We start from the raw sequence: 20,176 nt of genomic DNA on the forward strand, positions 1-20,176 counted from the left end.
ACGGCGCGCCCGGTCGGCGCGCACGACGTCCGGCTCGCCCTTTCTACCTGCGCGGAAACACCGTTTCGTGATCGACACGCCTGGGCGCCCGGCTCCGGCGCGGGGCTGGCCGGGCCCGGTCCGGCCGGGCTGCTTGGATGGACGCCATGACCGAGCAGCCGCGGTCGGCGGACGAGATCCTCGACATCGTCGACGAGCACGACCAGATCACCGGCCAGGCCCGCCGCGCCGACGCCTACGCGCGAAGGCTCATCCACCGGTGCGTGTTCATCCTGGCCACCGACCCGGCCGGGCGGATCTTCGTGCACCGGCGCACCGCGCAGAAGCTGGTGTTCCCGTCCTGCTACGACATGTTCGTCGGCGGCGTCGTCGGCGCGGGGGAGTCCTACGACGACGCCGCGCTGCGGGAGGCGGCCGAGGAGCTGGGCGTCACCGACCTGCCGCGGCCGCGGTTCCTGTTCAAGTTCCTGTACCGGACCCCCGAGCACGCGTGGTGGTCGGCGGTCTACGACGTCACCGTGCCCGGCCCGGTCGCCCCGCAGGTCGAGGAGGTCGCCTGGCACGCGTTCCTGACCCGCGACGAGCTCGGCGCGCGGCTGGGCCGCTGGCAGTGGGTGCCCGACGGCATGGCCGCGTGGCGGGAGCTGGCCGCGCGTCGGCTCAGCTGAGCTGCTGCGCCAGGGCCAGGACGATGCCGCTCGGCCCGCGCAGGTAGCACAGCAGGTAGCTGTCCTCGTAGCGGGTCACCTCGCCGACGAGTTCCGCCCCGTGGGGCCGCAGCCGGGCCAGGGTGTCCTCGAGGTCGTCGACGGCGAACATGACACGGTGCAGACCCAGCGTGTTCACCGCGGTGACCGCCGGCTGCGGGCGGACCGCGGCCGGGTGGTGGTAGGTCGCCAGCTCCAGCCGCCCCGGTCCGCCCGGGATGCGCATCATCGCGATCTCGGTGCGCATGCCGGCGAGCCCGACGACCCTGCCCGCCCACTCGCCGTCGATCTTCGCCCGACCCTCCAGCTCCATGCCGAGCGCGGTGAAGAAGGCGACGGCGGCGTCGAGGTCGTCGACGACGATGCCGACGTTGTCCATACGCTCAATCGTCATGGCCCCGAGGATATGGCCCGGGTCCGACCTTGTCCGCCGCGACGAGCCGCAGCAGGGCTAGATCGGCTCCACGCCGGTCGGCAGGCGGCTCCACGCCGACTCCTCGTGCAGGTACGCCAGCAGCACCTCCCGCAGCGCCCGCGCCGCGTGGGTCGGGGTCACGTCACGGCGGTGCGCCAGCGCGATGGTGCGCTGCACCCCCGGCGGGGCCAGGGGGGTGGACCGCAGCCGGGTCCGCCCCGACAGCACCATCGACGGTACGAGCGCGACCCCCAGCCCCGCCTCGACGAACCCGAGCACGGCGTCCATCTCGCCGCCCTCGATCGCGAACGACGGCGTGAACCCGGCCCGGCGGCACGCCTCCAGGGTCGTGTCGCGCAGGTCGTAGCCGGGCCGGAACATGACCAGCGGCTGGTGCTCCAGCTCCGGCAGGGTCAGCACCGGCGACTCGGTCGGGGCGGGCAGGGTCGTGGCCGACGCGACGACCAGGCTCTCGCGCAGGATCGCCTCGGCCCGCAGCGCCGGGTCGGTGCCCTGGTCGGGCAGCACGATCAGGGCCAGGTCCAGGCCGCCGCGGGCGAGTTTGCCGACGAGGTCCTGCGAGCCGCCCTCCTCCAGCAGCAGCCGTACGCCCGGATAGCCCTCCTGGTAGCGGCGCAGCACCGGCGCGACGAGGCTGGTGCACAGGCTCGGGGTGGCACCCAGCCGCAGCCGCCCCCGGCGTACGCCGATGAGTTCCTGGACCTCCAGCCGGGCCGTCTCCACGTCGGCCAGGATGCGCCGGGCCCGGGGCAGCAGCGCCTCCCCGGCCGGGGTCAGCGCGATGTTGCCCCGCGAGCGCGTGAACAGCGGCGCCCCCAGTTCGGTCTCCAGCACGTGGATCTGCTTGCTCAGCGACGGCTGGGTCACTCCCGCCTGCTCGGCGGCCTGGGTGAAGTGCCGCGTCTCGGCCACCGCGACGAAGTACTTGAGCTGCTGCAACTGCACATCCATAGCGTACGGCCATCAAGCCCGCACCGACGATGCCCGTCTACCGCTCCGCTCGGGGTGACGTTGCCGGGCAATCGGTGGTTTCGGCGCTCGCATACGCCCGATTGCCCGGCGACTCAGTGGATCTCGGCAGGGCTACTCGCAGGTGTCGCCGACGATGATGCCGCGGCCGTTGGTGCCGACGTAGACGCGGCCGAAGACGCGCGGGTCGCCGGTGATGGCGGCGCCGGTCCAGCCGTACTGGTGCCGGTCGTCGTTGACGCGCACCCAGTGCGCGCCGCCGTCGACCGAGCGGTAGACGCCGCGCACGCCGCGCGCCTTGGCGCTGGTGTACACGGCAGGGTAGGCGCGGCCGGGCGCGGCTTTGCCGAAGCCGACGTTGTCGGCCTCCTGCAGCCCGGCCACCCGCGTGAACGAGGCACCGGCGTCGACCGAGCGCCACATGCCGTAGGCGGTGCCCTTCCCGCCGGCCAGCCAGACGTGGCCGGGCAGCCCCGGCACCGCCTTGAAGCGCACGTCGCCCTCGGTGGGCAGGCCGGTCGCGGCCGTGGCGGTGAACGTGGCACCGCCGTCGGTGCTGGCGTAGAACACTCCGCCGCTGAACGCGTAGAACGTCCCCTGGACCCGGTCGGACTCGACGCCCGCACCGGCGGGCAGGCCCGCCGCGGGCAGCCAGGCGGCGCCGCCGTCGGCGGAGTACACCACGCCGGTGCCGTCGGGCGACCACACGATGCGGGTGCCGTCGGCGCTGACCGCGACCCGGCCGCCGCCGCTGATCCCGTCCGGCTGGGTGGCGGCCGGGGTCCAGGTCGCGCCGCCGTCGGCGGAGACGCCCAGGCGGGTGCCGCTGACCGGGTTGCCGACCCGGACCACGGTCGACGGCGCCTGTCCGGCGAAGTCGAGGCCGGTCGTGGAGCCGTGGGTGGGGTCGGCGTACATGAGGCCGGGGTTGGCGAAGTCGTGGTGGACGAACCCGCCGACGTCGCCGACGGCCGACAGCAGGTGCGCGCCGGTCGGCGGGCTGATCAGGTCGAGCACCGCGGTCTCCTCGAGCCCGCGCGCGGTGACCTCGATGTGGACGGTGCCGCCGGTGTCCCAGTCGGTGAGGTTGCCGGTGCCGTAGATCGTGGCGCCGGTGCCGTACAGCAGCCGGTCGGAGTCGAACGGGTCGATCTCCAGCGACTCGGTCATCCAGCCCAGCTTCGGCGCCTCCTCCGGCGGTGCCGGGGTCTGGTTCCAGGTCAGCCACGGCGCGTCGGTGATGTCGATGTCGTAGCGCTTGCTGCGGTCCGGCCAGGCGCCCCAGTCCCAGGCGCGGGTCCAGGTGGCGCCCCGGTCGGTGCTGCGGAAGAACACGACATCGGGCCACCAGGCGATCTGGGTCGCGACCATGATCGTGTCCGGGTGCTGCCGGTCGACGGTGAGCCCCGAGTATCCCCAGCCGGAGGCCTCCGGGGTGATGTCGGTCCAGGCGCCGGTGGCCGTGTCCAGGCGCCACACCTGCCCGCCGCCGCCGTCGTACGGGCCGCCGGTGTCGCTGGTGGCCAGGTACAGGCAGCCGCCGGAGTGGTCGAGGACCGCCTTGTGCGGCAGGTACCCGGTGGGCGTGCCGGGCACGGGGGCCCAGGTCGCGCCGCCGTCGGTGGACCGGTACAGCGGGTCGGCCTTGTCGGCGACGCCGACGTAGAGGGTCTGGGTGGTCCGGCGCCGGCGGCCCGTACGCGGGTCGAACACCACCCAGAGCACGCCCTGGAGGTCGTTGGAGTATCCGCTGGTGTCGTTCGGGTCGGCCCGGTAGTCGCCCGGGTTCGGGAAGCTGTCGACCTTCGCCCAGGTCTGGGCCTGGTCGGTGCTGCGCCACAGGCCGTGGCCGCTGGGCGCGCCCAGGTACAGGATCTCGTTGCGGTGCGGGTCGACGGCAAGCCGCTCGCCCATGCCCCGGCCGGGCATGTTGCCGCCCAGCTTGAACGGCAGCGGAGCGGCCTTCCAGGTGCGGCCCCGGTCGCGTGAGCGCAGCACGGCCCCGGTGCCGGGGTCCCAGTCGTTGGTGTAGGTCCCGACGGCGACGTAGACGCGGTCGGGGTCGGCGGCGTCGGTGGCGAGGCTGGCCACGCCGGTCCAGCCCCACCGGTCCCAGCCGACCCAGTCGAGCAGGGGGATCCACCGGCCGGTGGGCTGGTGCCAGCGGTAGGCGCCGCCGATGTCGGTGCGGGCGTAGACGAGGCCGGGCTCGGACTGGTTGAAGACGATCCCGGGTACGAAGCCGCCGCCGACGATCTCGACGTTGCGCCACGTGTAGCCGGGCTGCGCGCCGAGGCCGGGCACGGCGAACGCGCCCGCGCCCGCGGCGGCGCCGGCCATGCCCGCGGCGAGCAGGCCGCGCCGGGAGATGGGTGTGTCTCGCATGCGGTTGCGTCCTTCGGTGAAGGGGGAGTGGAGGGACTGCCGCATATAGTTTGGAGATTAAACGAACTTATGGAAAGACGGACTTCGGCAGGCCCGGACCCCGCCCCGGGCCAGTGAGTTTCCCCACTGCCTGAGGTCCAGGTCACAGGCAGTGGGGCGGCATCCACGCGGGATCCGCAGGGCCGGCACCTGAATGCACGCTGAAAGATCAATATCAGGTGTTTCGGTATAGCCCCCGGCTATCGACCAGGCATGCCCGATGCATTGGACGCCTGATCCACACCGTCCTAGCCTGCGAGACGTGGCAGTAGCGAATCAGACCCTCACCCGACCTGGACTTCTGCGGTCCACGGTCGGCCAGAAGGTGATCATGGCGGTTTCGGGAGCACTCCTGGTGCTCTTCCTCGTCGCCCACATGGTCGGCAACCTCAAGATCTTCTTCGGCGCGCAGACGTTCGACTCGTACGCGCACTGGCTGCGCGAGATCGGCGAGCCGATGCTGCCGTACTCGGCGTTCCTGTGGATCCAGCGCGTCGGCCTGCTGGTCGCCATCGTCGCCCACATCTGGGCCGCGACCGCGCTGACCATCCGCGCCCGCAAGGCCCGGCCCGTCAAGTACGCCCACCGCAAGCCCGTCCAGGGCAGCTACGCCGCGCGCACCATGCGCTGGGGCGGTGTGATCATCGTGCTGTTCGTGGTCTACCACATCCTCGACCTGACCACCCGCACCATCAACCCGGTCGCCGACACCAGCAAGGCCCACGCGGCGGTCACCGCCGACTTCGCCCCCGACCGCTGGTACGTCACCGCGTTCTACGCCCTGGCCGTGCTCACCCTCGGCTTCCACCTGCGCCACGGCATCTGGAGCGCGCTGCAGACCCTCGGCGTCAGCAACGACCGCCGCGAGCGCGCCCTCAAGGGCGTCGCGCTGGCCGTGGCCGCGGTGATCGTCGCCGGGTTCCTCTCCGTCCCGTTCGCCGTACTCACAGGGCTGGTGAAGTGACCATGTCGGACTACTACACCCTCGGCGACCCGGTCGCCGACACCAAGGCCCCGCAGGGCCCGATCGAGAACCGCTGGGAGCAGCGCCGCTTCGGCGCCAAGCTGGTCAACCCGGCCAACAAGCGCAAGCTCACCGTCATCGTGGTCGGCACCGGCCTGGCCGGCGGCTCCGCCGCGGCGACCCTGGGCGAGCTCGGCTACCAGGTCAAGTCGTACTGCTACCAGGACTCCCCGCGCCGCGCCCACTCCATCGCGGCCCAGGGCGGCATCAACGCGGCCAAGAACTACCGCAACGACGGCGACAGCGTCCACCGGCTGTTCTACGACACCGTCAAGGGCGGCGACTTCCGCAGCCGCGAGTCCAACGTCCACCGCCTCGCGCAGATCTCGGTGCAGATCATCGACCAGTGCGTGGCCCAGGGCGTCCCGTTCGCCCGCGAGTACGGCGGCCTGCTCGACACCCGCTCCTTCGGCGGCGCGCAGGTCTCCCGGACCTTCTACGCCCGGGGCCAAACGGGCCAGCAGCTGCTGCTCGGCGCGTACCAGGCTCTGGAGCGGCAGATCGCGGCCGGGACCGTGCAGATGCACGACCGGCACGAGATGCTGGAGCTGATCATCGTGGACGGCCGCGCCCGCGGCATCGTCGTACGCGACCTGGTCACCGGCGAGATCAGCACCGAGTTCGCCGACGCGGTCGTGCTCGCCTCCGGCGGCTACGGCAACGTGTTCTTCCTGTCGACCAACGCCAAGGGCTGCAACGTCACCGCGTCGTGGCGGGCGCACCGCAAGGGCGCGCTGTTCGCCAACCCGTGCTACACGCAGATCCACCCGACGTGCATCCCGGTCTCCGGCGACCACCAGTCCAAGCTGACCCTGATGTCGGAGTCGCTGCGCAACGACGGCCGGGTGTGGGTGCCCAAGGCCAAGGGCGACGCCCGGATCCCGGCCGACATCCCGGAGGACGAGCGCGACTACTACCTGGAGCGCATCTACCCCGCGTTCGGCAACCTGGTGCCCCGCGACATCGCCTCCCGCGCCGCGAAGAACGTCTGCGACGAGGGCCGCGGCGTCGGCCCCGGCGGCCTGGGCGTCTACCTCGACTTCGCCGCCGCGATCGGCCGCCTCGGCCGGGACGCGGTCGAGGCCAAGTACGGCAACCTGTTCGAGATGTACCAGCGCATCACCGGCGAGGACCCGTACACCACGCCGATGCGCATCTACCCGGCCGTGCACTACACGATGGGCGGGCTGTGGGTCGACTACGACCTGCAGTCGACCATCCCGGGCCTGTTCGTGATCGGCGAGGCGAACTTCTCCGACCACGGCGCCAACCGCCTGGGCGCCTCGGCGCTGATGCAGGGCCTGGCCGACGGCTACTTCGTGCTGCCCAACACCATCGGCGACTACCTGGCCGCGGGCCCGTTCCCGAAGCTGGACGGCGAGAACGCGCAGGTGGCGCAGGCGCGCCGGCAGGTCGAGGACCGCATCGAGAAGCTGCTGTCGATCAACGGGGACCGCACCGTCGACTCGTTCCACCGCGAGCTGGGCCGCATCATGTGGGAGTACTGCGGCATGGAGCGCACCGACGCGGGCCTGCGCAAGGCGATCACCGAGATCCGCGAGCTCAAGGACGAGTTCTGGCAGCGGGTGAAGGTCCCCGGCGACGGCGAGGGCCTCAACCAGTCGCTGGAGCGCGCCGGCCGGGTGGCCGACTTCTTCGAGCTGGCCGAGCTGATGTGCATCGACGCGCTGCACCGCGAGGAGTCGTGCGGCGGGCACTTCCGGGCCGAGAGCCAGGACGCCGACGGCGAGGCCAAGCGCGACGACGAGCGGTTCAGCTACGTCGCCGCATGGGAGTTCACCGGCGACAGCCCGGTCCTCCACAAGGAGGACCTGACCTTCGAGTACGTACACCCGAGCCAGCGGAGCTACAAGTGACCCAGAAGTCGATGAGCCTGAAGCTGCGCATCTGGCGGCAGGCCGACGCCCGCGACAAGGGCGCCATGGTCACCTACCAGCTGCAGAACGTCTCCCCGGACATGTCGTTCCTGGAGATGCTCGACGTGCTCAACGAGCGCCTGACCCTGGACGGCGAGGACCCGGTCGCCTTCGACCACGACTGCCGCGAGGGCATCTGCGGCATGTGCAGCCTCGTGATCAACGGTGTCCCGCACGGGCCGGAGAAGGCGACCACCACCTGCCAGCTGCACATGCGGCACTTCAACGACGGCGAGACGATCGACATCGAGCCGTGGCGGGCCAAGGCGTTCCCGGTCGTGAAGGACCTGGTCGTCGACCGCCGCGCGTTCGACAAGATCATCCAGGCGGGCGGGTACATCTCCGCCCCGACCGGTTCGGCCCCCGACGCGCACGCCGCGCCGGTGCCCAAGGCCGACGCCGACGCCGCGTTCGAGGCCGCGACCTGCATCGGCTGCGGCGCCTGCGTCGCGGCCTGCCCCAACGGCTCGGGCATGCTGTTCACCGCCGCGAAGATCACCCACCTGGGCCTGCTGCCGCAGGGCCAGCCCGAGCGCGACGCGCGCGTCATCGACATGATGCACGCCCACGACGAGGCCGGCTTCGGCGGCTGCACCAACACCGGCGAGTGCACCTCGGTCTGCCCGAAGGGCATCCCGCTGCAGGCCATCGCCCGGCTCAACAAGGACTTCCGGCACGCCCTGCGCGCCGCGTCCTGACCCCGGCACCAGACACCGCAGGCCCGCGCCCGTACCGGCGCGGGCCTGCGGTGTCTGGTGCCCCGATCCGGCCTGGCCGAGACCGGACGCGGCGGTCGGCACCGACCGGGCCTCAGCGCGCCCCCACGTATACGGCCCAGGCGAGCAGGCCGAGCAGCAGCAGGCCGCCGGCGCGGCGGGTGTGCAGGAACGCGATCGGCGCCCACCACAGCGGCCACACCGGGTTGCCGGCCGGCGGCTCGGCCGGCACCGGCCGGTTGAACGCCCCCACGACCTTGACCAGCATCGGGACCGCCAGCAGCACCAGCAGCGCGGTCCACGGCAGCGCCCGCACCGCGACCAGCACCACCACCCCGGCATAGAAACCGACCATCATCGCCTGGGTGAGCCGCTTGGCGGCCGGCTCGCCGACCACCACCGGCAGCGTCCGCGTGCCCGCCGGCCCGTCGTAGGGCAGCTTGTCGATGTGCTTGGCCATCAGCACCGTCGTGGGCAGCAGCGCGTACACGGTCGCGGCGGCCAGAACCTGCCACGGCAGCGTGCCCGTACCCGCGTAGTAGACCCCGCCGACCATCAGCGGACCCCACGTGAGCAGCACGTCCAGCTCCCCAAGGCCGATCTTCTTCAACCGCAGCGGCGGCGCCGTGTACGCCCACGACAGGAACAGCCCGCCGAGGGCGAACGCGGCGATCCACCAGTCCTGCCGCACCACCAGCACGATCATGATCGCCAGGTCCAACACCTGGCACAGCAGGATGCCGGCCAGGAGCTGCCTGCGGGTGACCAGCCCGGACAGGATCGGATGCGGGGCGTACAGCGCGCGCGGGTAGTCCTCGGTGTCGTTGCCGACGGCCGTGTCGGCCAGGTCGTTCATCAGGTTGTTGGCCAGGTGCGCGAGCACGATGCCGACCACGGCCAGCGCCACGTTGAGCCAGTCGGCGCCCACGTCGGCGATCGCGGCCAGCAGCACCGCCAAGATCCCCGAGGTGAGCGTCATCGGCAGGACCCCGGCGCGGGTCACGACCAGCCAGCGCGTGACGGCGTCGACGACGCCCTGCTCCGGCGGGTTGGTGGTGAGGAACGCATACCGCCAGGCGGCCAGGCGGGCCCGCAGCGGAAGTGGATTCGTCTCGGCTGCCACCGCCGGACTGTACCGCCATCCGGGGCGGGCCGAGTCCCGGTCGGGACCATCGGCGCCACCACACCGCGCCCGGCGGTCACCCCAGGTCCGGAACTCAGTCGGCAACCGCGGCGTCCGGCACCGGCTACAGGCCCACGATCAGCAGGGCGTAGATCAGCAGCGCGGCCAGGTGCAGGGCCTGGTCGGCGGCGTACATGCCGCTGACGGGGGTGGTCAGTTCGGCGAAGCGGGGCGAGCCCGTGGCGCGCAGGATCGCCCGCACCGGCCAGCGCCGGTCCAGCAGCCCGTGCGTGGCCAGCGAGAAACCGAGCCCGGCGGCCAGTCCGGTCCACGACAGCGGCAGGCGCAGCAGCGCGGTGGTGCCCAGCAGCAGCACCAGCAGCGTCAGGTGGTAGCCGAGCAGGTGCCCGGCCATGGCCCGCCAGCCGTGCCCGCCCGCTTCGGCTTTGCCCTCGGCCTGCCGGTCGGTCTGGGCGACGTGGTCGCCGACCTGGTGCCCGACATACAGCACGAGCAGCACGACGGCGAAGGTAGCCGCGCGGGCGACCACGAGCGGTTCGGCGAGCAGCTGCTCGGCTGAGGACGACATACGTCAATGGTGTACCGGTCGGGGCCTGCGGCGCTGCGAGGCAGCCGACAGTTGCGCTGTGTCGTGCGCTACCCGGCGCCGCCGGGGGTGACCGGCGCCACCGGCAGCAGCCGCAGCCCCGCCGCGGCGACGACCGCCACCGCGACGCTGAGCAGGTTCAGCACCAGCGCCAACCCGGCCCCGGCCACCGCCGTGGCCAGCAGCGCCCCGGTGACCAGCGCCACCGCGTCACTGGCGTAGAACGCCGCCCCGACCCGGCCCATCACCGCGTCCGGGGTGTGCCGGGGCAGCGCCGTCTGCACCGCCACCCCCGCCACCGCGCCCGGCACCCCGGCGGCGGCCGCCGCGACCACCGCCACGGCCAGGTTCGGGGCGTTGAACAGCACCAGGAACGCCACGGCGACGGCCGCGTACGCGCCGACCAGGACCGTACGCGTCGGCAGGTGCGCCACCCGGCGGCTCAGCGCCGCCCCGGCCAGATACCCGGCGCCCAGCCCGCCGATCAGCCAGCCCAGGTCCTGGCCGGGCCGGTGCAGCACCTGCACCAGGTACGGCACCAGCAGCGCGCTCAACGCCGCGTTCAGCATCCAGAACGCCCAACTGGTCGCCAGCAGCCCCCGCAGCACCGGCGTCGCCGCGACGTAGCGCAGCCCGGCGGCCAGGGCCCGCCCGACCGGCTCGGCGGACTGCGGCACGGCCGCGACCGGCCGCCGCGACAGGGCCACCGACGCCAGCGCCCCGACCAGGTACGTGGCCGCGTCCACGGCGATGACCGTGCCGAGGCCCGCCTGGGCGTACAGCACGGTCCCCAGCGGCGGCCCCGCCAACCGGACCGCGCCGAGCGTGAACGCGTTGACGGAGTTCGCCTCGACCAGCCGCGACCCGGCCACCGCCGGGATCAGCGCCCGCGCCGCCGGGGCCACCAGCACCGCCGCGACGCTCTCCACCAGCAGCCCCGCGTACACCCACCCGGTCCCGGCCGCCATCAGCAGCACCCCCGCCGCGGCGACCACGTTGCCGACCGCCAGCAGCGCCCGGCGGCTGTACCGGTCGGCCAGCAGCCCCGCCCACGGCCCCAGCACCACCGCGGGCAGGCCCTCCACCGCCAGCGCGAACCCGGTCGCCAGCGCCGACCCCGTCACCGCGTACAGATGCGCGGGCACCGCGATTACCAGCAGATACGAACCGAGCTGCGACACGGCGCCGCCAGCCCACAGCAGCCGGAAGTCACGGCTGTCCCGCAGAATCCCCATGCCCGGAAAACTATCCGCATCGGACGGTCCCCGCTGCCCCGCCCCGCGACCGCCACCGCTGGCCCCGCCGCCCCCGCGGCGCTACCGTGGCCGCGGCCGCAACACCGCGCCGACCACCGGGGGAGTCCACCGATGCACGACCAGGCACCGCTGTACGCCGCGACCGTCCGACCCGCCGTCGACCGCGTCTACTCCTCGATGCGCCGCGCCTCCATGCCGCACGTACGCGACCTGGTCGAACGCGCCGGCAGAAGCCCCGGCTTCGGCGTCAGCTTCTACTTCGGGCTGCTGGCCCGCCCCATGGACGCCGCCGGTTTCGCCGCCGCCACCACCTACACCGGCGCCGACATGACCACCGAACTGGAGCAGGGCATCGCCTGGTGCGACCCCGACGGCGCCTGGCACCTCACCGACACCGGCCGCGACCTGGTCGCGCAGTTCCAGCAGCTGCTCGCGGCCACGGCGCAGGAGCACTGGGCGCAGACGACCCTGCCGACCATGCCCGGCCTGGCCGCGCTGCCCCGGCTGGCCGAACTGCTCGCGATCCTGCTCGAAGCCGGCCGGGCCAGCGGCGGCCCCGCGTTCCGCACCCTCACCCCCGTGTACGAGCCCGCCGACGCCACCGACGCGCTGCGCGTCTGCACCCGCCTCGGGGCGCTGCGCCACCACCGCGCCGACGCCCACCGCGCCGCCTGGGCCGCGGCCGGGCTCACCGTCGAGCAGCTGCGCGCCCTCGACCCCGCCGACCCGCTGCGCCGGCAGATCGAAGACGACACCAACCACCGCGACGCCCCCATCTACCAGGCGCTGACCCCGGCGCAGCGGCTGGAGTTCCTGGGCCTGCTCGCGGCGCTGCCCTGACCGGCGGCGGCGGTCACACGCCCAGCGCCTCCAGCACGGCCGCGCCGGGCAGGCCCGCCAGGACCTTGCCGGGCACGATCAGCTTCCCGCGCCGGTTGCCCGACCCGATCACCACCCACGGGGTGTCGGCCACGGCCGCGTCGACCAGCACCGGCCAGTGCCCCGGCAGGCCGATCGGGGTGATGCCCCCGTACTGCATCCCGGTCAGGTCCACCGCCTCGTCCATCGGCGCGAACGACGCCTTGCGCGCCCCCAGGTGCTTGCGGACCACGCTGTTGACGTCGGCGCGGGTACTGGCCAGCACCATGCACGCCGCGTAGGTGACCGCCTCGCCGCGCTTGGCGGCCACGACCACGCAGTTGGCCGACAGGTGCGGAGCCACCTCGTAAGCCTGGCCGAAGTTGCCGGTGTCGGCCAGGTCCGGGTCGGTGTCGACGACCAGCACCGACTCGACCGGCTCCACCCCCGCCCACGCGGCCAGCGCCGCCGCGACAGGCGCGGCGACCAGGTCGGGACGGGTCACGGCAGGCCACGCGGCCTCGAATTTTCCGATCGGTGCGGCAGACATGCCCCCGATCGTAGCCACCGGGCGGCTAGGCTCACCGTTGCCATGGACCAGTGCCTGTTCTGCGAGATCGCCGCCGGTGACCGGCCGGCGTTCCTCGTCCACGCCGACGACACGGCGGTGGCGTTCCTCGACACCCGGCCGGTGTTCCCCGGCCACGTCCTGGTCGTGCCCCGCCCGCACGTGCCGACACTGCACGACCTGCCCGCCGCGACGGTCGGACCGTACTTCCAGCTGGTGCAGCGCATCGCCGGAGCCGTCGAGACCGGGCTGCAGGCGCAGGGCACGTTCGTGGCGCTCAACAACCGGATCAGCCAGAGCGTGCCGCACCTGCACACCCACGTCGTGCCCCGGCGCAGAGGCGACGGGCTGCGCGGCTTCTTCTGGCCCCGCACCAAGTACGCCGACGACGCGCAGGCCCGCCAGGTCGCCGACACGATCGCCGCGACCCTGGCCGGCTGACCCGCTCAGCGGCTGGACTGGAACACCGCGGTCGTCGTGGCCAGGAAGTACACGAACATCAGCACCGCGGCCAGCAGCGCCGCCCGGGTCGCCAGCAGCCACGCCGTACGCGCCGACTTCAGCGCCGCCTTCGCCTTGGGCACCCCGGCGACCGCGCCCCTGTACCCGGCCCGCGCCTGCGTCATCTTCAACCACCGCCGCCCGAGCAGCACGCCGAGCAGAACTCCGATGATGCCGACCATCAGGGCGTCAGGGGACATGGCCGCTACGCTAGCGCGTCCATCGACTCAGCGCGATCACTCATTCACCCGACCGGGTCCGATCACGACACCCACCGCCGCCCGGACAGGCCCGGGGGGCGCGGCGACGCCGTCAGGTCGGGTCGACCGGGTAGAACCGGCCCGCCATCCGCAGGTACTCGTTCGAATCCAGGAACCGGCCCAGCACGAACCCCGACGCCGGCGTGAACGCCCGCCCGCTGAGGACCTCGTCGCCGTGGACGAACTCCGCCACGACCCCCGCCTGCGCCACGATGTCGGGATTCCACGCCGACGTCGGCGCGGCGAAGAAATACACGTCCACGCGCGTACCCGGCAGGTAGCCGTGCCAGAACTCCACCGGCTCCGCGTCGACCGGCAGGCCGGTCTGCTCCGCGATGTGCCGCTTGGCCGCACCCAGCGGCGTCTCGGCCGGGCGCACGGCCCCACCGGGCAGGCTCCACCGGTTGGCGCGCACCGCGGACTGCTCGTCGCGCATACGCAGCAGCACCGCCCCGGTGCGGCCCACCAGTGCCGTCAACGCGATCCGCGTGGTCATGAAGCGAGCGTACTTCGCACCCGCACCCCCGCGCTGACCCCGACGGCCGTCCTCCACCGGGCCGTACGGCCGACCAGGCGCCACCCGCTAGGGTTGGCCCCGTGCTGATCCTGCTGCCGCCCTCGGAAGGCAAAGCCGCGTCCGGGAAGGGCAGACCCGTCGACCCGGCCGCCCTGTCGCTGCCGCCCCTGCACCCGGCGCGCACCGCCGCACTGCGGGCGCTGACCACCCTGTGCCGCGGCGACCTCGACACCGCCGCGCACACCCTCGGCCTCACCCCCGGACTGCACCCCGAGATCGCCCGCAACGCCGCCCTGGACACCGCCGCGGCCATGCCCGCCGCCGCGCTGTACACCGGCGTCCTCTACGACGCCCTCGACCTGGCCGGGCTGCCCACCACCGCCCGCCGCCGCGCCACCCGCGCCATCCTCATCTTCTCCGGCCTGTGGGGCGCCGTACGCCTCGACGACCGCATCCCGCCCTACCGCTGCGCCATGGGCGTCAAACTGCCCGGCATCGGCCCCCTGGCCGCCCACTGGAAAGCACCCATGGCCCACGCCATGACCGACACCGCCGCCACCGGCCTCATCCTCGACCTGCGCTCCTCGGCCTACAGCCCCGCCTGGACCCCCCGCGGCGAAACCGCCGACCGCACCGCCACCGTCCGGGTCCTGCACCAGCGCCCCGACGGAAAACGCATGGTCGTCAGCCACTTCAACAAAGCCACCAAAGGCCGCCTCGTACGCGACCTGCTGCTCGACGCCGCCGCCCCGCGCACCCCCGCGCAGCTCGCCGAAGCGCTGCGCGACCTCAAGTACACCGTCGAGCAGCAGCCCACCGCGGCCGGCAAGCCCCGGCAGCTCGACGTGATCGTCAACGAACTGTAGGCGGCGTAAGCTCCCAGGCGCCGCGCCGAAACCCACCGGAGCCGACATGCGCAGCACCTACGCCGACCTCGGCGGCCCCGTCCACCACGTCGACTTCGGCGGCCCCGACGGCACCCCGCCGACGGTGCTGGTCCACGGGCTCGGCGGCTCCCACCTCAACTGGACCCGGCTGGCCGCGCAACCCACCCCGTACACCCGCGTCCACGCCCTCGACCTGCCCGGCTTCGGCCGGACCCCCGCCGCCGGACGGGCCACCACCGTCACCGCCAACGCCGCCGTACTGCGCCGCTACCTGACCGACGTCATCGGCGCCCCCGCCATCCTCGTCGGCAACTCCATGGGCGGCATGATCGCCACCCTCACCGCCGCGGCCCACCCCGACCTGGCCAGCGCCGTCGTCCTCGACGACTTCCGCGTCCCCATCGCCGCAGGCGCCCGCGTCGACCCCGCCGTACGCCGCCAATTCCTCTGCTGGCCGCCCCCGCCCGATACCGGCGCGCCATGGCCGCGCTGACCATGCCGGTGCTGCTCGCCCACGGCATCCACGACCGGCTCGTACCGGTCGCCTCCGCCCGCGCCGCCGCCGCGCGGCTACCGCACTGGACCTACGTCGAGCTCGACTCCGGGCACGTCCCGCAACTCGAACACCCGGCCGAACTCGCCGCCCGCATCCTGCCCTGGCTGCGCCGCCACGACCTGCTGCCTGCCGCATGACCCCCGACCCGCTCGCAGCACCGAACACGACCCCGCCGACCGCGACGAACACGGCCACCACCAGGGCCCCCTCGGCCGCGCCCGCTGGTCGGTGTGACCGGCGTTAAATCCTTTGCCCGGCCGGCAGACCCCGCCGTACGGTATGACCTGCACCGAACACCACCGGCCACAGGAGACAGACATGCCCCGCCAGGTCCCGCTCGCACCGCGATGGCAGACGCCGCGCGGCGAGACGGCCCTACCCGGCGCCGGCCGCAGCGGTGACGCCAACCGCAACCGCCGACTGCAAGGACCGAAGACGGCCCGGCGCCACTGACGCACCCACGTCACGGCAGGCCCGCCGCCCGCCCGGTCCGACCGGGGTCAGGGCGGCCTCGTCTACCGAACCACATTTCCTACGGGTGTAGCTCAACGGCCAGAGCACCGGTCTCCAAAACCGGCGGCTACAGGTTCGAATCCTGTCACCCGTGCTCGACCTGCCACCGGCGCCGGTGGCACGTCCGGTCACGCCCCATGGGGATAGGGCGTGACCACCCACCCGGGTAGCCCAACCGGCAGCGGCGACGCGCTCAGAACGCGTACAGTGCAGGTTCGAATCCTGCTCCGGGTACCGACGACCAGCCGCACGGACTCACCGGAACCGGAACATCACCCCGTCACCCGGCAACGGCTGCGGCACCCCGGCGAACTCATGCACCCCCACCGTGAACACGACACCGTCTGGAGCGTGGAAAGCCCGCCGGACGAACCCGGCGTCGGCGAACCAGCCGTCGATCGCCGGGGTCAGGTCCGGGCCGCGCCTGCTCCGCGTCCAGATCACGGTCGCACCCGCAGCACACAACGACGGCAGCGCCGCCACCGTCGCCCGCACGTCCGCATCGCTCACATTGCCGAACACCCCGACCATCAGCACCAGATCCGCAGGAACCGCCCCGGCGTACGACCCGAACACCCCCGCGTCGGCGCACCGCACCTGCACCCCCGGCAGCCCGACCGCAGCCGCCTGCGCGGCGGCCGCGTTACGCGGGTCGTACTCGATCAGACAGGCCCGGACCCGGTCCGCGTCGGCCCGCCCCGCCAGCACCCCCAGCACGTCACGGCCCTGACCCGCGCAGGCGCTGACCACCTGCAGTAGCGGCTCCGACCGCCCGTCCAACCAGCCCTCGACATGCGAACGCACCAGCGCCAGCCGCCGCGACAGCGGCGAACCCGGATCGTCGTAGTCACGATGCCAGTCCGCCCAGTCGGTACCCACCCCGCCAGTATGGCGAACCCGCCGCCGGATCAGCCCGGCCGCACGTCGTACACGCTGTGGCACGAACCCCACGAGATCGCCCGCTGCCACGCCACCAACCCCGGCCCGCCCACCGGCCACCCCGGCCCGACCTCCTCCGGCGGCAGCCAGAAATACCGCAGGTACGGGCCCGTCGCCGCATCCGCCGTCACCGGCACCGGCCACGCACCCACCGGCACCTCACCGCAGTCGGTCACCACATAGCGCAGCTCGATACTCACCGACCGCCCCGCACCCAGCCGGTACGGCAGCACCACATCAGTACCGACCAGCCGCAGCCCCGGCCCGTCCCGGCCCACCGCCAGCAACGTCATCTCGGTCCAGCCGTCATTGCGGATCGTGATCGTCTGCCGCGGCGGATCCCAACCATGCGACCCCGCCGACTGCTCACCCAACGCGAACCGGGGCGCCACCACCCCCGACCTCCACACCGCGGCCACCACCGCCGCCACGACCACGACCAGCACCAGCGGCCAGGTCACCCGCCGGGAACGCACGCGGCGGCCCCACTTTCGTCCGACAGACCCCGGCCCGGAGCGGCGGACCCTGACGCGGCGCAGCCTAGCCGCGCCGCGTCACCGGCCGCTTCCGCCGGTCAGCCGACCCGCACCCACCGCCCGGCCGAGGCGGCTACTGCCAGAACCGGAACAGGCTGAACCCGTAGTACGCCCCGTTCACCGGCGCACCCGACACATACATAATCCACGACGTCAGCTCGCCGAACGGCTCCCGCAGCACATACAGCAGCACGAACACCAGCAGCAGCCCGAACGGCTTGACCTTCTCCCCGGTACGGCGCGCATCCGGCGGCAGATACGGCTCCACGATCCCGTACCCGTCCAGGCCCGGCACCGGCAGCAGGTTCAGCAGCGCCGTAGCCACCTGCAGATACGCCATCAACGACAGCGCACCCCAGAACACAGCCTGCGCCGGGGGAGCATCGAACACGAACTGCGGCCCGAACGTGCCCGCCACGAACAGCAGCAGCACCGCCGCACCCACATTGATCGCCGGCCCCGCCGCCGACACCAGCGAATCCCGGAACCGGTTGCGCAGCCGATGCGTCTCGATCAGCACCGCCCCACCCGGCAGCGGCAACCCGCCCATCACCAGGAACAGCAGCGGCAGCACCCACGTCAGCACCGGATGGCCGTACCGGCGCAGATCAAGCCGCAGATACCCCTTGTCGACCACCGTATGGTCACCGCCGCGATGCGCCGCCAGCGCATGCGAGAACTCGTGCAGACACAGCGTCACCAGCCACCCGGCCAGCGTGAACACGAACACCAGCGGACCCGCCATACCCTCCGGGCCCGCACCCGTCCACATCAGCACCCCGGCCGCGACCGTCACCGCCACCAGCACCACGAACAGCAGCGAGACACCGCCACCGCCCGCACGCCCCACCCGGCCCGGCCGCGACGGACGCAGCGAACGCATCCGCCGCCCCCGCACGACCTCGCTCTCCACCTCCCGGGCCCGACGCGCCCAGTCCTCTTCGGCCGCCAACCGGTCGAGCGGGTCCTCAGCGTCTCCTGCCGGTCTGCTCATAGCGCGCAAGGCTACCCGACCCCCGGCCCCGTCACGTTCCCGCGCCGACCCGGCCCGGACCTGCCGACGGCGACACCGACGGCTTCGGCGCGGGCAGCACCTTTGCCGGCGCCCCCACCCTGCCCGCACACCACGCCACCAGAGCCCGGTCCCGCACATACAACTCGTACTTGCCGCTGCGGTACAGCACCGGATAGTGCTCGCGGACCCACGTCACCGCGTTCGGCCGCTTCTTCAGCCGCCCCGTGGACAGCAGCACCGCGTCGGCCCCGCGCGCCGCCGCGATCACCTCCGCATCGGACAGCCGCCCCGAGTCCAACCGCACATGCGACGTGTCGGCCAGCCACGGCGCCGTACGCAACCCCGCCCGCGAGACCATGCCCTGGTCGTCGGTGACCACCCGCAGGTCGTGCGGCAGCCGCCGCACGCACGCCTCCGCCGCGGTCGGCTGCGGGTACGGCCCCACCTCCCGGTGCTGGGCCTGCCACACGCACCCCCACGCCGCCGCGAGCACCACCGCCGCCGTCAACGCGCCCAGGCGCCGCAGCCGCAGCCCCGACCACAGGCTCGCCACCGCCACCGCCAGCACCGCCGCCCACGCCGCCATGAACATCAGCAGATGATGCTTGAACGTCGGATGGTGCAGGTACTCGAACGGCACCACCGCACCCGCCCACAGCACCAGCGCCACCACCCCCGTCCGGCGCACCGCCCCCGCCGGCCAGCACACCGCCACCAGCGCCGCGATCCCAGCCGCGACCAGCAGCGGCAGCGCGTACGGGCCACCCGAGGTGACGAACCGGACCAGGTCCGGCGGCGGCCGGTGCTCAGCCGCGGTCACATGGAACCCGAACACCTGGTCCCACGCCTGCTCCGGCGGCGCCAGCCACACCAGCACCCCCGCCACCGTCGCCGCGAAACCCAGCCCCATCCACGCCCCGGCCGCCGCCGTACGCCGCGCCCACGCCAGCGCCACCGCCCGCCACGGCACCGACGCACCCGGCAGCGCGGCGGACCGCTCGCCGTCGGGCCGCGGCGGGCGCGACACCAGCCAGGCCGCCAGCAGCGGGGCCACGAACACGATCGCCACCAGCTTCACCAGCACCGCCAGCGCCAGCATCGCCCCGGCGCCCAGCCACCACCAGCGCGCCCACCGGCGCGAGCAGATCCGGGCCCGCAGCGCGCACAGCAGCGCCGTCGCGCCCAGCGCCGCGGTCGGCATGTCCGCGCCGAACTGGTAGCTGAACTGCTGGATGAGCGGCACCGCCGTAACCCCGAGCGCGGCGAGCATCCCGGCGCGCGGTCCCCGTACCGTGGCCGCGATCCCGGCCGCCGCGGCGACCAGCAGCAGCGCGAACCCGACCATCAGCCAGCGCCCGGCGAGCGCACCGGCGGCCACGTCGCCCGCGTGCCAGCGGAACGGCTGCGCCAGCAGCCACGCGAACAGCGGGGGCTGGGCGTGGAACACCTCCGCGTACGGCCGGTGCCCGTCGGCCAGGGCCAGGGCGGTCTGCCAGTAGATGCCGTCGTCGTTGTCGACGCCCTGGCCGGGGGAGTGCAGCAGCCGGTAGCGGAAGGTGAAGAACACGACCGAGGCGACCACCCCCCACAGGCCCAGGTCCACGACGGTGCGCAGCCCCGGCGGGCGCAGGCGCGGCAGCGGCAGGCGGGACACCTGCGTCAGCAGGCGGCCGGGCAGGGCCAGCTTCATTCGGTCCGTCCAGAGCGTCGAAGGTCGAGCAACACCACCCAGATAACGGACCAGTCGGACGCAGGCGATGCAGATGGTGACAATTGTCCCACCATTCCGTCAACTTTGGTTGACAAACGGCATGGCGTCAACCTACA

Annotated in this window: 22 protein-coding genes and 2 tRNA genes; 11 read left to right on the forward strand and 13 right to left on the reverse strand. The window is 73.1% G+C overall.

Translation table 11 applies throughout. The features are described from left to right. Positions 1-146 precede the first annotated feature (146 nt). Complete coding sequence (locus QEZ54_RS21870; protein ID WP_281306553.1) at positions 147-668, forward strand: NUDIX domain-containing protein; 522 nt, start codon at positions 147-149, stop codon at positions 666-668. On the opposite strand, the gene QEZ54_RS21875 is transcribed toward QEZ54_RS21870, so the two are convergent. The 3 genes from QEZ54_RS21875 to QEZ54_RS21885 all read right to left on the reverse strand — a co-directional run bounded on the left by QEZ54_RS21875 (position 661) and on the right by QEZ54_RS21885 (position 4,497). Beyond that, entirely contained in the window at positions 661-1,101 is a 441-nt protein-coding gene (locus QEZ54_RS21875; protein ID WP_281306554.1) for a VOC family protein, read from the reverse strand. The two genes, QEZ54_RS21870 and QEZ54_RS21875, sit on opposite strands and share 8 nt — an antisense overlap. A gap of 57 nt (positions 1,102-1,158) precedes the next feature. Then, the gene (locus QEZ54_RS21880) at positions 1,159-2,094 is read right to left on the reverse strand and encodes a LysR substrate-binding domain-containing protein (protein WP_281306555.1); all 936 of its coding nucleotides are present in this window, start codon (positions 2,092-2,094) and stop codon (positions 1,159-1,161) included. 132 nt (positions 2,095-2,226) lie between these two features. After that, positions 2,227-4,497 (reverse strand): xyloglucanase, encoded by a 2,271-nt coding sequence (locus tag QEZ54_RS21885; RefSeq protein WP_281306556.1) that lies wholly within the window; start codon positions 4,495-4,497, stop codon positions 2,227-2,229. 301 nt (positions 4,498-4,798) lie between these two features. Between QEZ54_RS21885 and QEZ54_RS21890 the strand changes: the two genes are divergently transcribed. The 3 genes from QEZ54_RS21890 to QEZ54_RS21900 are packed head-to-tail and all read left to right on the forward strand — an operon-like array spanning position 4,799 to position 8,195. After that, a complete protein-coding gene (locus tag QEZ54_RS21890; protein ID WP_281306557.1) occupies positions 4,799-5,500 on the forward strand; it encodes a succinate dehydrogenase cytochrome b subunit in 702 nt (233 codons plus the stop codon). A gap of 2 nt (positions 5,501-5,502) precedes the next feature. Then, the gene (locus tag QEZ54_RS21895) at positions 5,503-7,437 is read left to right on the forward strand and encodes a fumarate reductase/succinate dehydrogenase flavoprotein subunit (protein ID WP_281306558.1); all 1,935 of its coding nucleotides are present in this window, start codon (positions 5,503-5,505) and stop codon (positions 7,435-7,437) included. An 11-nt stretch (positions 7,438-7,448) separates the two neighbouring features. Continuing rightward, entirely contained in the window at positions 7,449-8,195 is a 747-nt protein-coding gene (locus tag QEZ54_RS21900; RefSeq protein ID WP_281306704.1) for a succinate dehydrogenase/fumarate reductase iron-sulfur subunit, read from the forward strand. Positions 8,196-8,307: 112 nt separating this feature from the next. On the opposite strand, the gene QEZ54_RS21905 is transcribed toward QEZ54_RS21900, so the two are convergent. The 3 genes from QEZ54_RS21905 to QEZ54_RS21915 form a co-directional block, all read right to left on the reverse strand. Beyond that, the gene (locus tag QEZ54_RS21905; protein WP_281306559.1) at positions 8,308-9,336 is read right to left on the reverse strand and encodes a prenyltransferase; all 1,029 of its coding nucleotides are present in this window, start codon (positions 9,334-9,336) and stop codon (positions 8,308-8,310) included. Between the two features lie 124 nt (positions 9,337-9,460). Then, positions 9,461-9,925: a DUF3307 domain-containing protein gene (locus QEZ54_RS21910; protein ID WP_281306560.1), complete on the reverse strand. Its 465-nt coding sequence runs from the start codon at positions 9,923-9,925 to the stop codon at positions 9,461-9,463. Between the two features lie 68 nt (positions 9,926-9,993). Beyond that, positions 9,994-11,178, reverse strand: coding sequence for an MFS transporter (locus QEZ54_RS21915; protein WP_281306561.1), 1,185 nt, complete (start codon positions 11,176-11,178; stop codon positions 9,994-9,996). Between the two features lie 132 nt (positions 11,179-11,310). Between QEZ54_RS21915 and QEZ54_RS21920 the strand changes: the two genes are divergently transcribed. After that, positions 11,311-12,039, forward strand: coding sequence for a hypothetical protein (locus QEZ54_RS21920; RefSeq protein ID WP_281306562.1), 729 nt, complete (start codon positions 11,311-11,313; stop codon positions 12,037-12,039). A gap of 13 nt (positions 12,040-12,052) precedes the next feature. On the opposite strand, the gene QEZ54_RS21925 is transcribed toward QEZ54_RS21920, so the two are convergent. Next, the gene (locus QEZ54_RS21925; RefSeq protein WP_281306563.1) at positions 12,053-12,607 is read right to left on the reverse strand and encodes a YbaK/EbsC family protein; all 555 of its coding nucleotides are present in this window, start codon (positions 12,605-12,607) and stop codon (positions 12,053-12,055) included. A gap of 42 nt (positions 12,608-12,649) precedes the next feature. On the opposite strand from QEZ54_RS21925, the gene QEZ54_RS21930 reads away from it, so the two are divergent. After that, positions 12,650-13,066, forward strand: a complete 417-nt coding sequence (locus QEZ54_RS21930) for an HIT family protein (protein ID WP_281306564.1) — start codon at positions 12,650-12,652, stop codon at positions 13,064-13,066. Positions 13,067-13,071: 5 nt separating this feature from the next. On the opposite strand, the gene QEZ54_RS21935 is transcribed toward QEZ54_RS21930, so the two are convergent. Both QEZ54_RS21935 and QEZ54_RS21940 read right to left on the reverse strand, forming a co-directional pair. Continuing rightward, on the reverse strand, positions 13,072-13,326 hold the full coding sequence (locus QEZ54_RS21935) for a hypothetical protein (protein WP_281306565.1): 255 nt from the start codon (positions 13,324-13,326) through the stop codon (positions 13,072-13,074). 112 nt (positions 13,327-13,438) lie between these two features. Then, positions 13,439-13,882 carry an NUDIX domain-containing protein gene (locus tag QEZ54_RS21940; RefSeq protein ID WP_281306566.1) on the reverse strand — a complete coding sequence of 148 codons (444 nt, stop codon included), beginning with the start codon at positions 13,880-13,882 and terminating at the stop codon, positions 13,439-13,441. A 101-nt stretch (positions 13,883-13,983) separates the two neighbouring features. Between QEZ54_RS21940 and yaaA the strand changes: the two genes are divergently transcribed. The 5 genes from yaaA (at position 13,984) to QEZ54_RS21965 (ending at position 16,093) form a co-directional block, all read left to right on the forward strand. Continuing rightward, positions 13,984-14,769, forward strand: a complete 786-nt coding sequence (gene yaaA / locus QEZ54_RS21945; RefSeq protein WP_281306567.1) for a peroxide stress protein YaaA — start codon at positions 13,984-13,986, stop codon at positions 14,767-14,769. A 46-nt stretch (positions 14,770-14,815) separates the two neighbouring features. Next, entirely contained in the window at positions 14,816-15,283 is a 468-nt protein-coding gene (locus QEZ54_RS21950; protein WP_281306568.1) for an alpha/beta fold hydrolase, read from the forward strand. Beyond that, positions 15,271-15,483 carry an alpha/beta hydrolase gene (locus tag QEZ54_RS21955; protein WP_281306569.1) on the forward strand — a complete coding sequence of 71 codons (213 nt, stop codon included), beginning with the start codon at positions 15,271-15,273 and terminating at the stop codon, positions 15,481-15,483. The genes QEZ54_RS21950 and QEZ54_RS21955 overlap by 13 nt, the downstream gene beginning before the upstream one ends. A gap of 397 nt (positions 15,484-15,880) precedes the next feature. Then, positions 15,881-15,953 (forward strand) — tRNA-Trp (locus QEZ54_RS21960). A 66-nt stretch (positions 15,954-16,019) separates the two neighbouring features. Beyond that, a tRNA-Leu gene (locus tag QEZ54_RS21965) sits at positions 16,020-16,093 on the forward strand. A gap of 21 nt (positions 16,094-16,114) precedes the next feature. Here QEZ54_RS21965 and QEZ54_RS21970 read toward each other — a convergent pair. The 4 genes from QEZ54_RS21970 to QEZ54_RS21985 all read right to left on the reverse strand — a co-directional run bounded on the left by QEZ54_RS21970 (position 16,115) and on the right by QEZ54_RS21985 (position 20,039). Further along, positions 16,115-16,738 (reverse strand): SAM-dependent methyltransferase, encoded by a 624-nt coding sequence (locus QEZ54_RS21970; protein ID WP_281306570.1) that lies wholly within the window; start codon positions 16,736-16,738, stop codon positions 16,115-16,117. 29 nt (positions 16,739-16,767) lie between these two features. Then, complete coding sequence (locus QEZ54_RS21975; protein WP_281306571.1) at positions 16,768-17,274, reverse strand: hypothetical protein; 507 nt, start codon at positions 17,272-17,274, stop codon at positions 16,768-16,770. A gap of 133 nt (positions 17,275-17,407) precedes the next feature. Further along, on the reverse strand, positions 17,408-18,217 hold the full coding sequence (locus QEZ54_RS21980; protein ID WP_281306572.1) for a site-2 protease family protein: 810 nt from the start codon (positions 18,215-18,217) through the stop codon (positions 17,408-17,410). A 142-nt stretch (positions 18,218-18,359) separates the two neighbouring features. Further along, positions 18,360-20,039, reverse strand: coding sequence for a glycosyltransferase family 39 protein (locus QEZ54_RS21985; protein ID WP_281306573.1), 1,680 nt, complete (start codon positions 20,037-20,039; stop codon positions 18,360-18,362). Positions 20,040-20,176 lie beyond the last annotated feature (137 nt).

Source organism: Catellatospora sp. KI3 (assembly GCF_029948125.1).
Classification (GTDB): domain Bacteria; phylum Actinomycetota; class Actinomycetes; order Mycobacteriales; family Micromonosporaceae; genus Catellatospora.

Excerpts from the sequence above, each read along its gene's own strand:
- QEZ54_RS21870 (WP_281306553.1), top strand. The coding sequence starts at position 147 with ATGACCGAGCAGCCGCGGTCGGCGGACGAGATCCTCGACATCGTCGAC.
- QEZ54_RS21875 (WP_281306554.1), bottom strand. The coding sequence starts at position 1,101 with ATGACGATTGAGCGTATGGACAACGTCGGCATCGTCGTCGACGACCTC.
- QEZ54_RS21880 (WP_281306555.1), bottom strand. The coding sequence starts at position 2,094 with ATGGATGTGCAGTTGCAGCAGCTCAAGTACTTCGTCGCGGTGGCCGAG.
- QEZ54_RS21885 (WP_281306556.1), bottom strand. The coding sequence starts at position 4,497 with ATGCGAGACACACCCATCTCCCGGCGCGGCCTGCTCGCCGCGGGCATG.
- QEZ54_RS21895 (WP_281306558.1), top strand. The coding sequence starts at position 5,503 with ATGTCGGACTACTACACCCTCGGCGACCCGGTCGCCGACACCAAGGCC.
- QEZ54_RS21900 (WP_281306704.1), top strand. The coding sequence starts at position 7,449 with ATGAGCCTGAAGCTGCGCATCTGGCGGCAGGCCGACGCCCGCGACAAG.
- QEZ54_RS21910 (WP_281306560.1), bottom strand. The coding sequence starts at position 9,925 with ATGTCGTCCTCAGCCGAGCAGCTGCTCGCCGAACCGCTCGTGGTCGCC.
- QEZ54_RS21915 (WP_281306561.1), bottom strand. The coding sequence starts at position 11,178 with ATGGGGATTCTGCGGGACAGCCGTGACTTCCGGCTGCTGTGGGCTGGC.
- QEZ54_RS21920 (WP_281306562.1), top strand. The coding sequence starts at position 11,311 with ATGCACGACCAGGCACCGCTGTACGCCGCGACCGTCCGACCCGCCGTC.
- QEZ54_RS21925 (WP_281306563.1), bottom strand. The coding sequence starts at position 12,607 with ATGTCTGCCGCACCGATCGGAAAATTCGAGGCCGCGTGGCCTGCCGTG.
- QEZ54_RS21930 (WP_281306564.1), top strand. The coding sequence starts at position 12,650 with ATGGACCAGTGCCTGTTCTGCGAGATCGCCGCCGGTGACCGGCCGGCG.
- QEZ54_RS21935 (WP_281306565.1), bottom strand. The coding sequence starts at position 13,326 with ATGTCCCCTGACGCCCTGATGGTCGGCATCATCGGAGTTCTGCTCGGC.
- QEZ54_RS21940 (WP_281306566.1), bottom strand. The coding sequence starts at position 13,882 with ATGACCACGCGGATCGCGTTGACGGCACTGGTGGGCCGCACCGGGGCG.
- QEZ54_RS21950 (WP_281306568.1), top strand. The coding sequence starts at position 14,816 with ATGCGCAGCACCTACGCCGACCTCGGCGGCCCCGTCCACCACGTCGAC.
- QEZ54_RS21955 (WP_281306569.1), top strand. The coding sequence starts at position 15,271 with ATGGCCGCGCTGACCATGCCGGTGCTGCTCGCCCACGGCATCCACGAC.
- QEZ54_RS21980 (WP_281306572.1), bottom strand. The coding sequence starts at position 18,217 with ATGCGTTCGCTGCGTCCGTCGCGGCCGGGCCGGGTGGGGCGTGCGGGC.
- QEZ54_RS21985 (WP_281306573.1), bottom strand. The coding sequence starts at position 20,039 with ATGAAGCTGGCCCTGCCCGGCCGCCTGCTGACGCAGGTGTCCCGCCTG.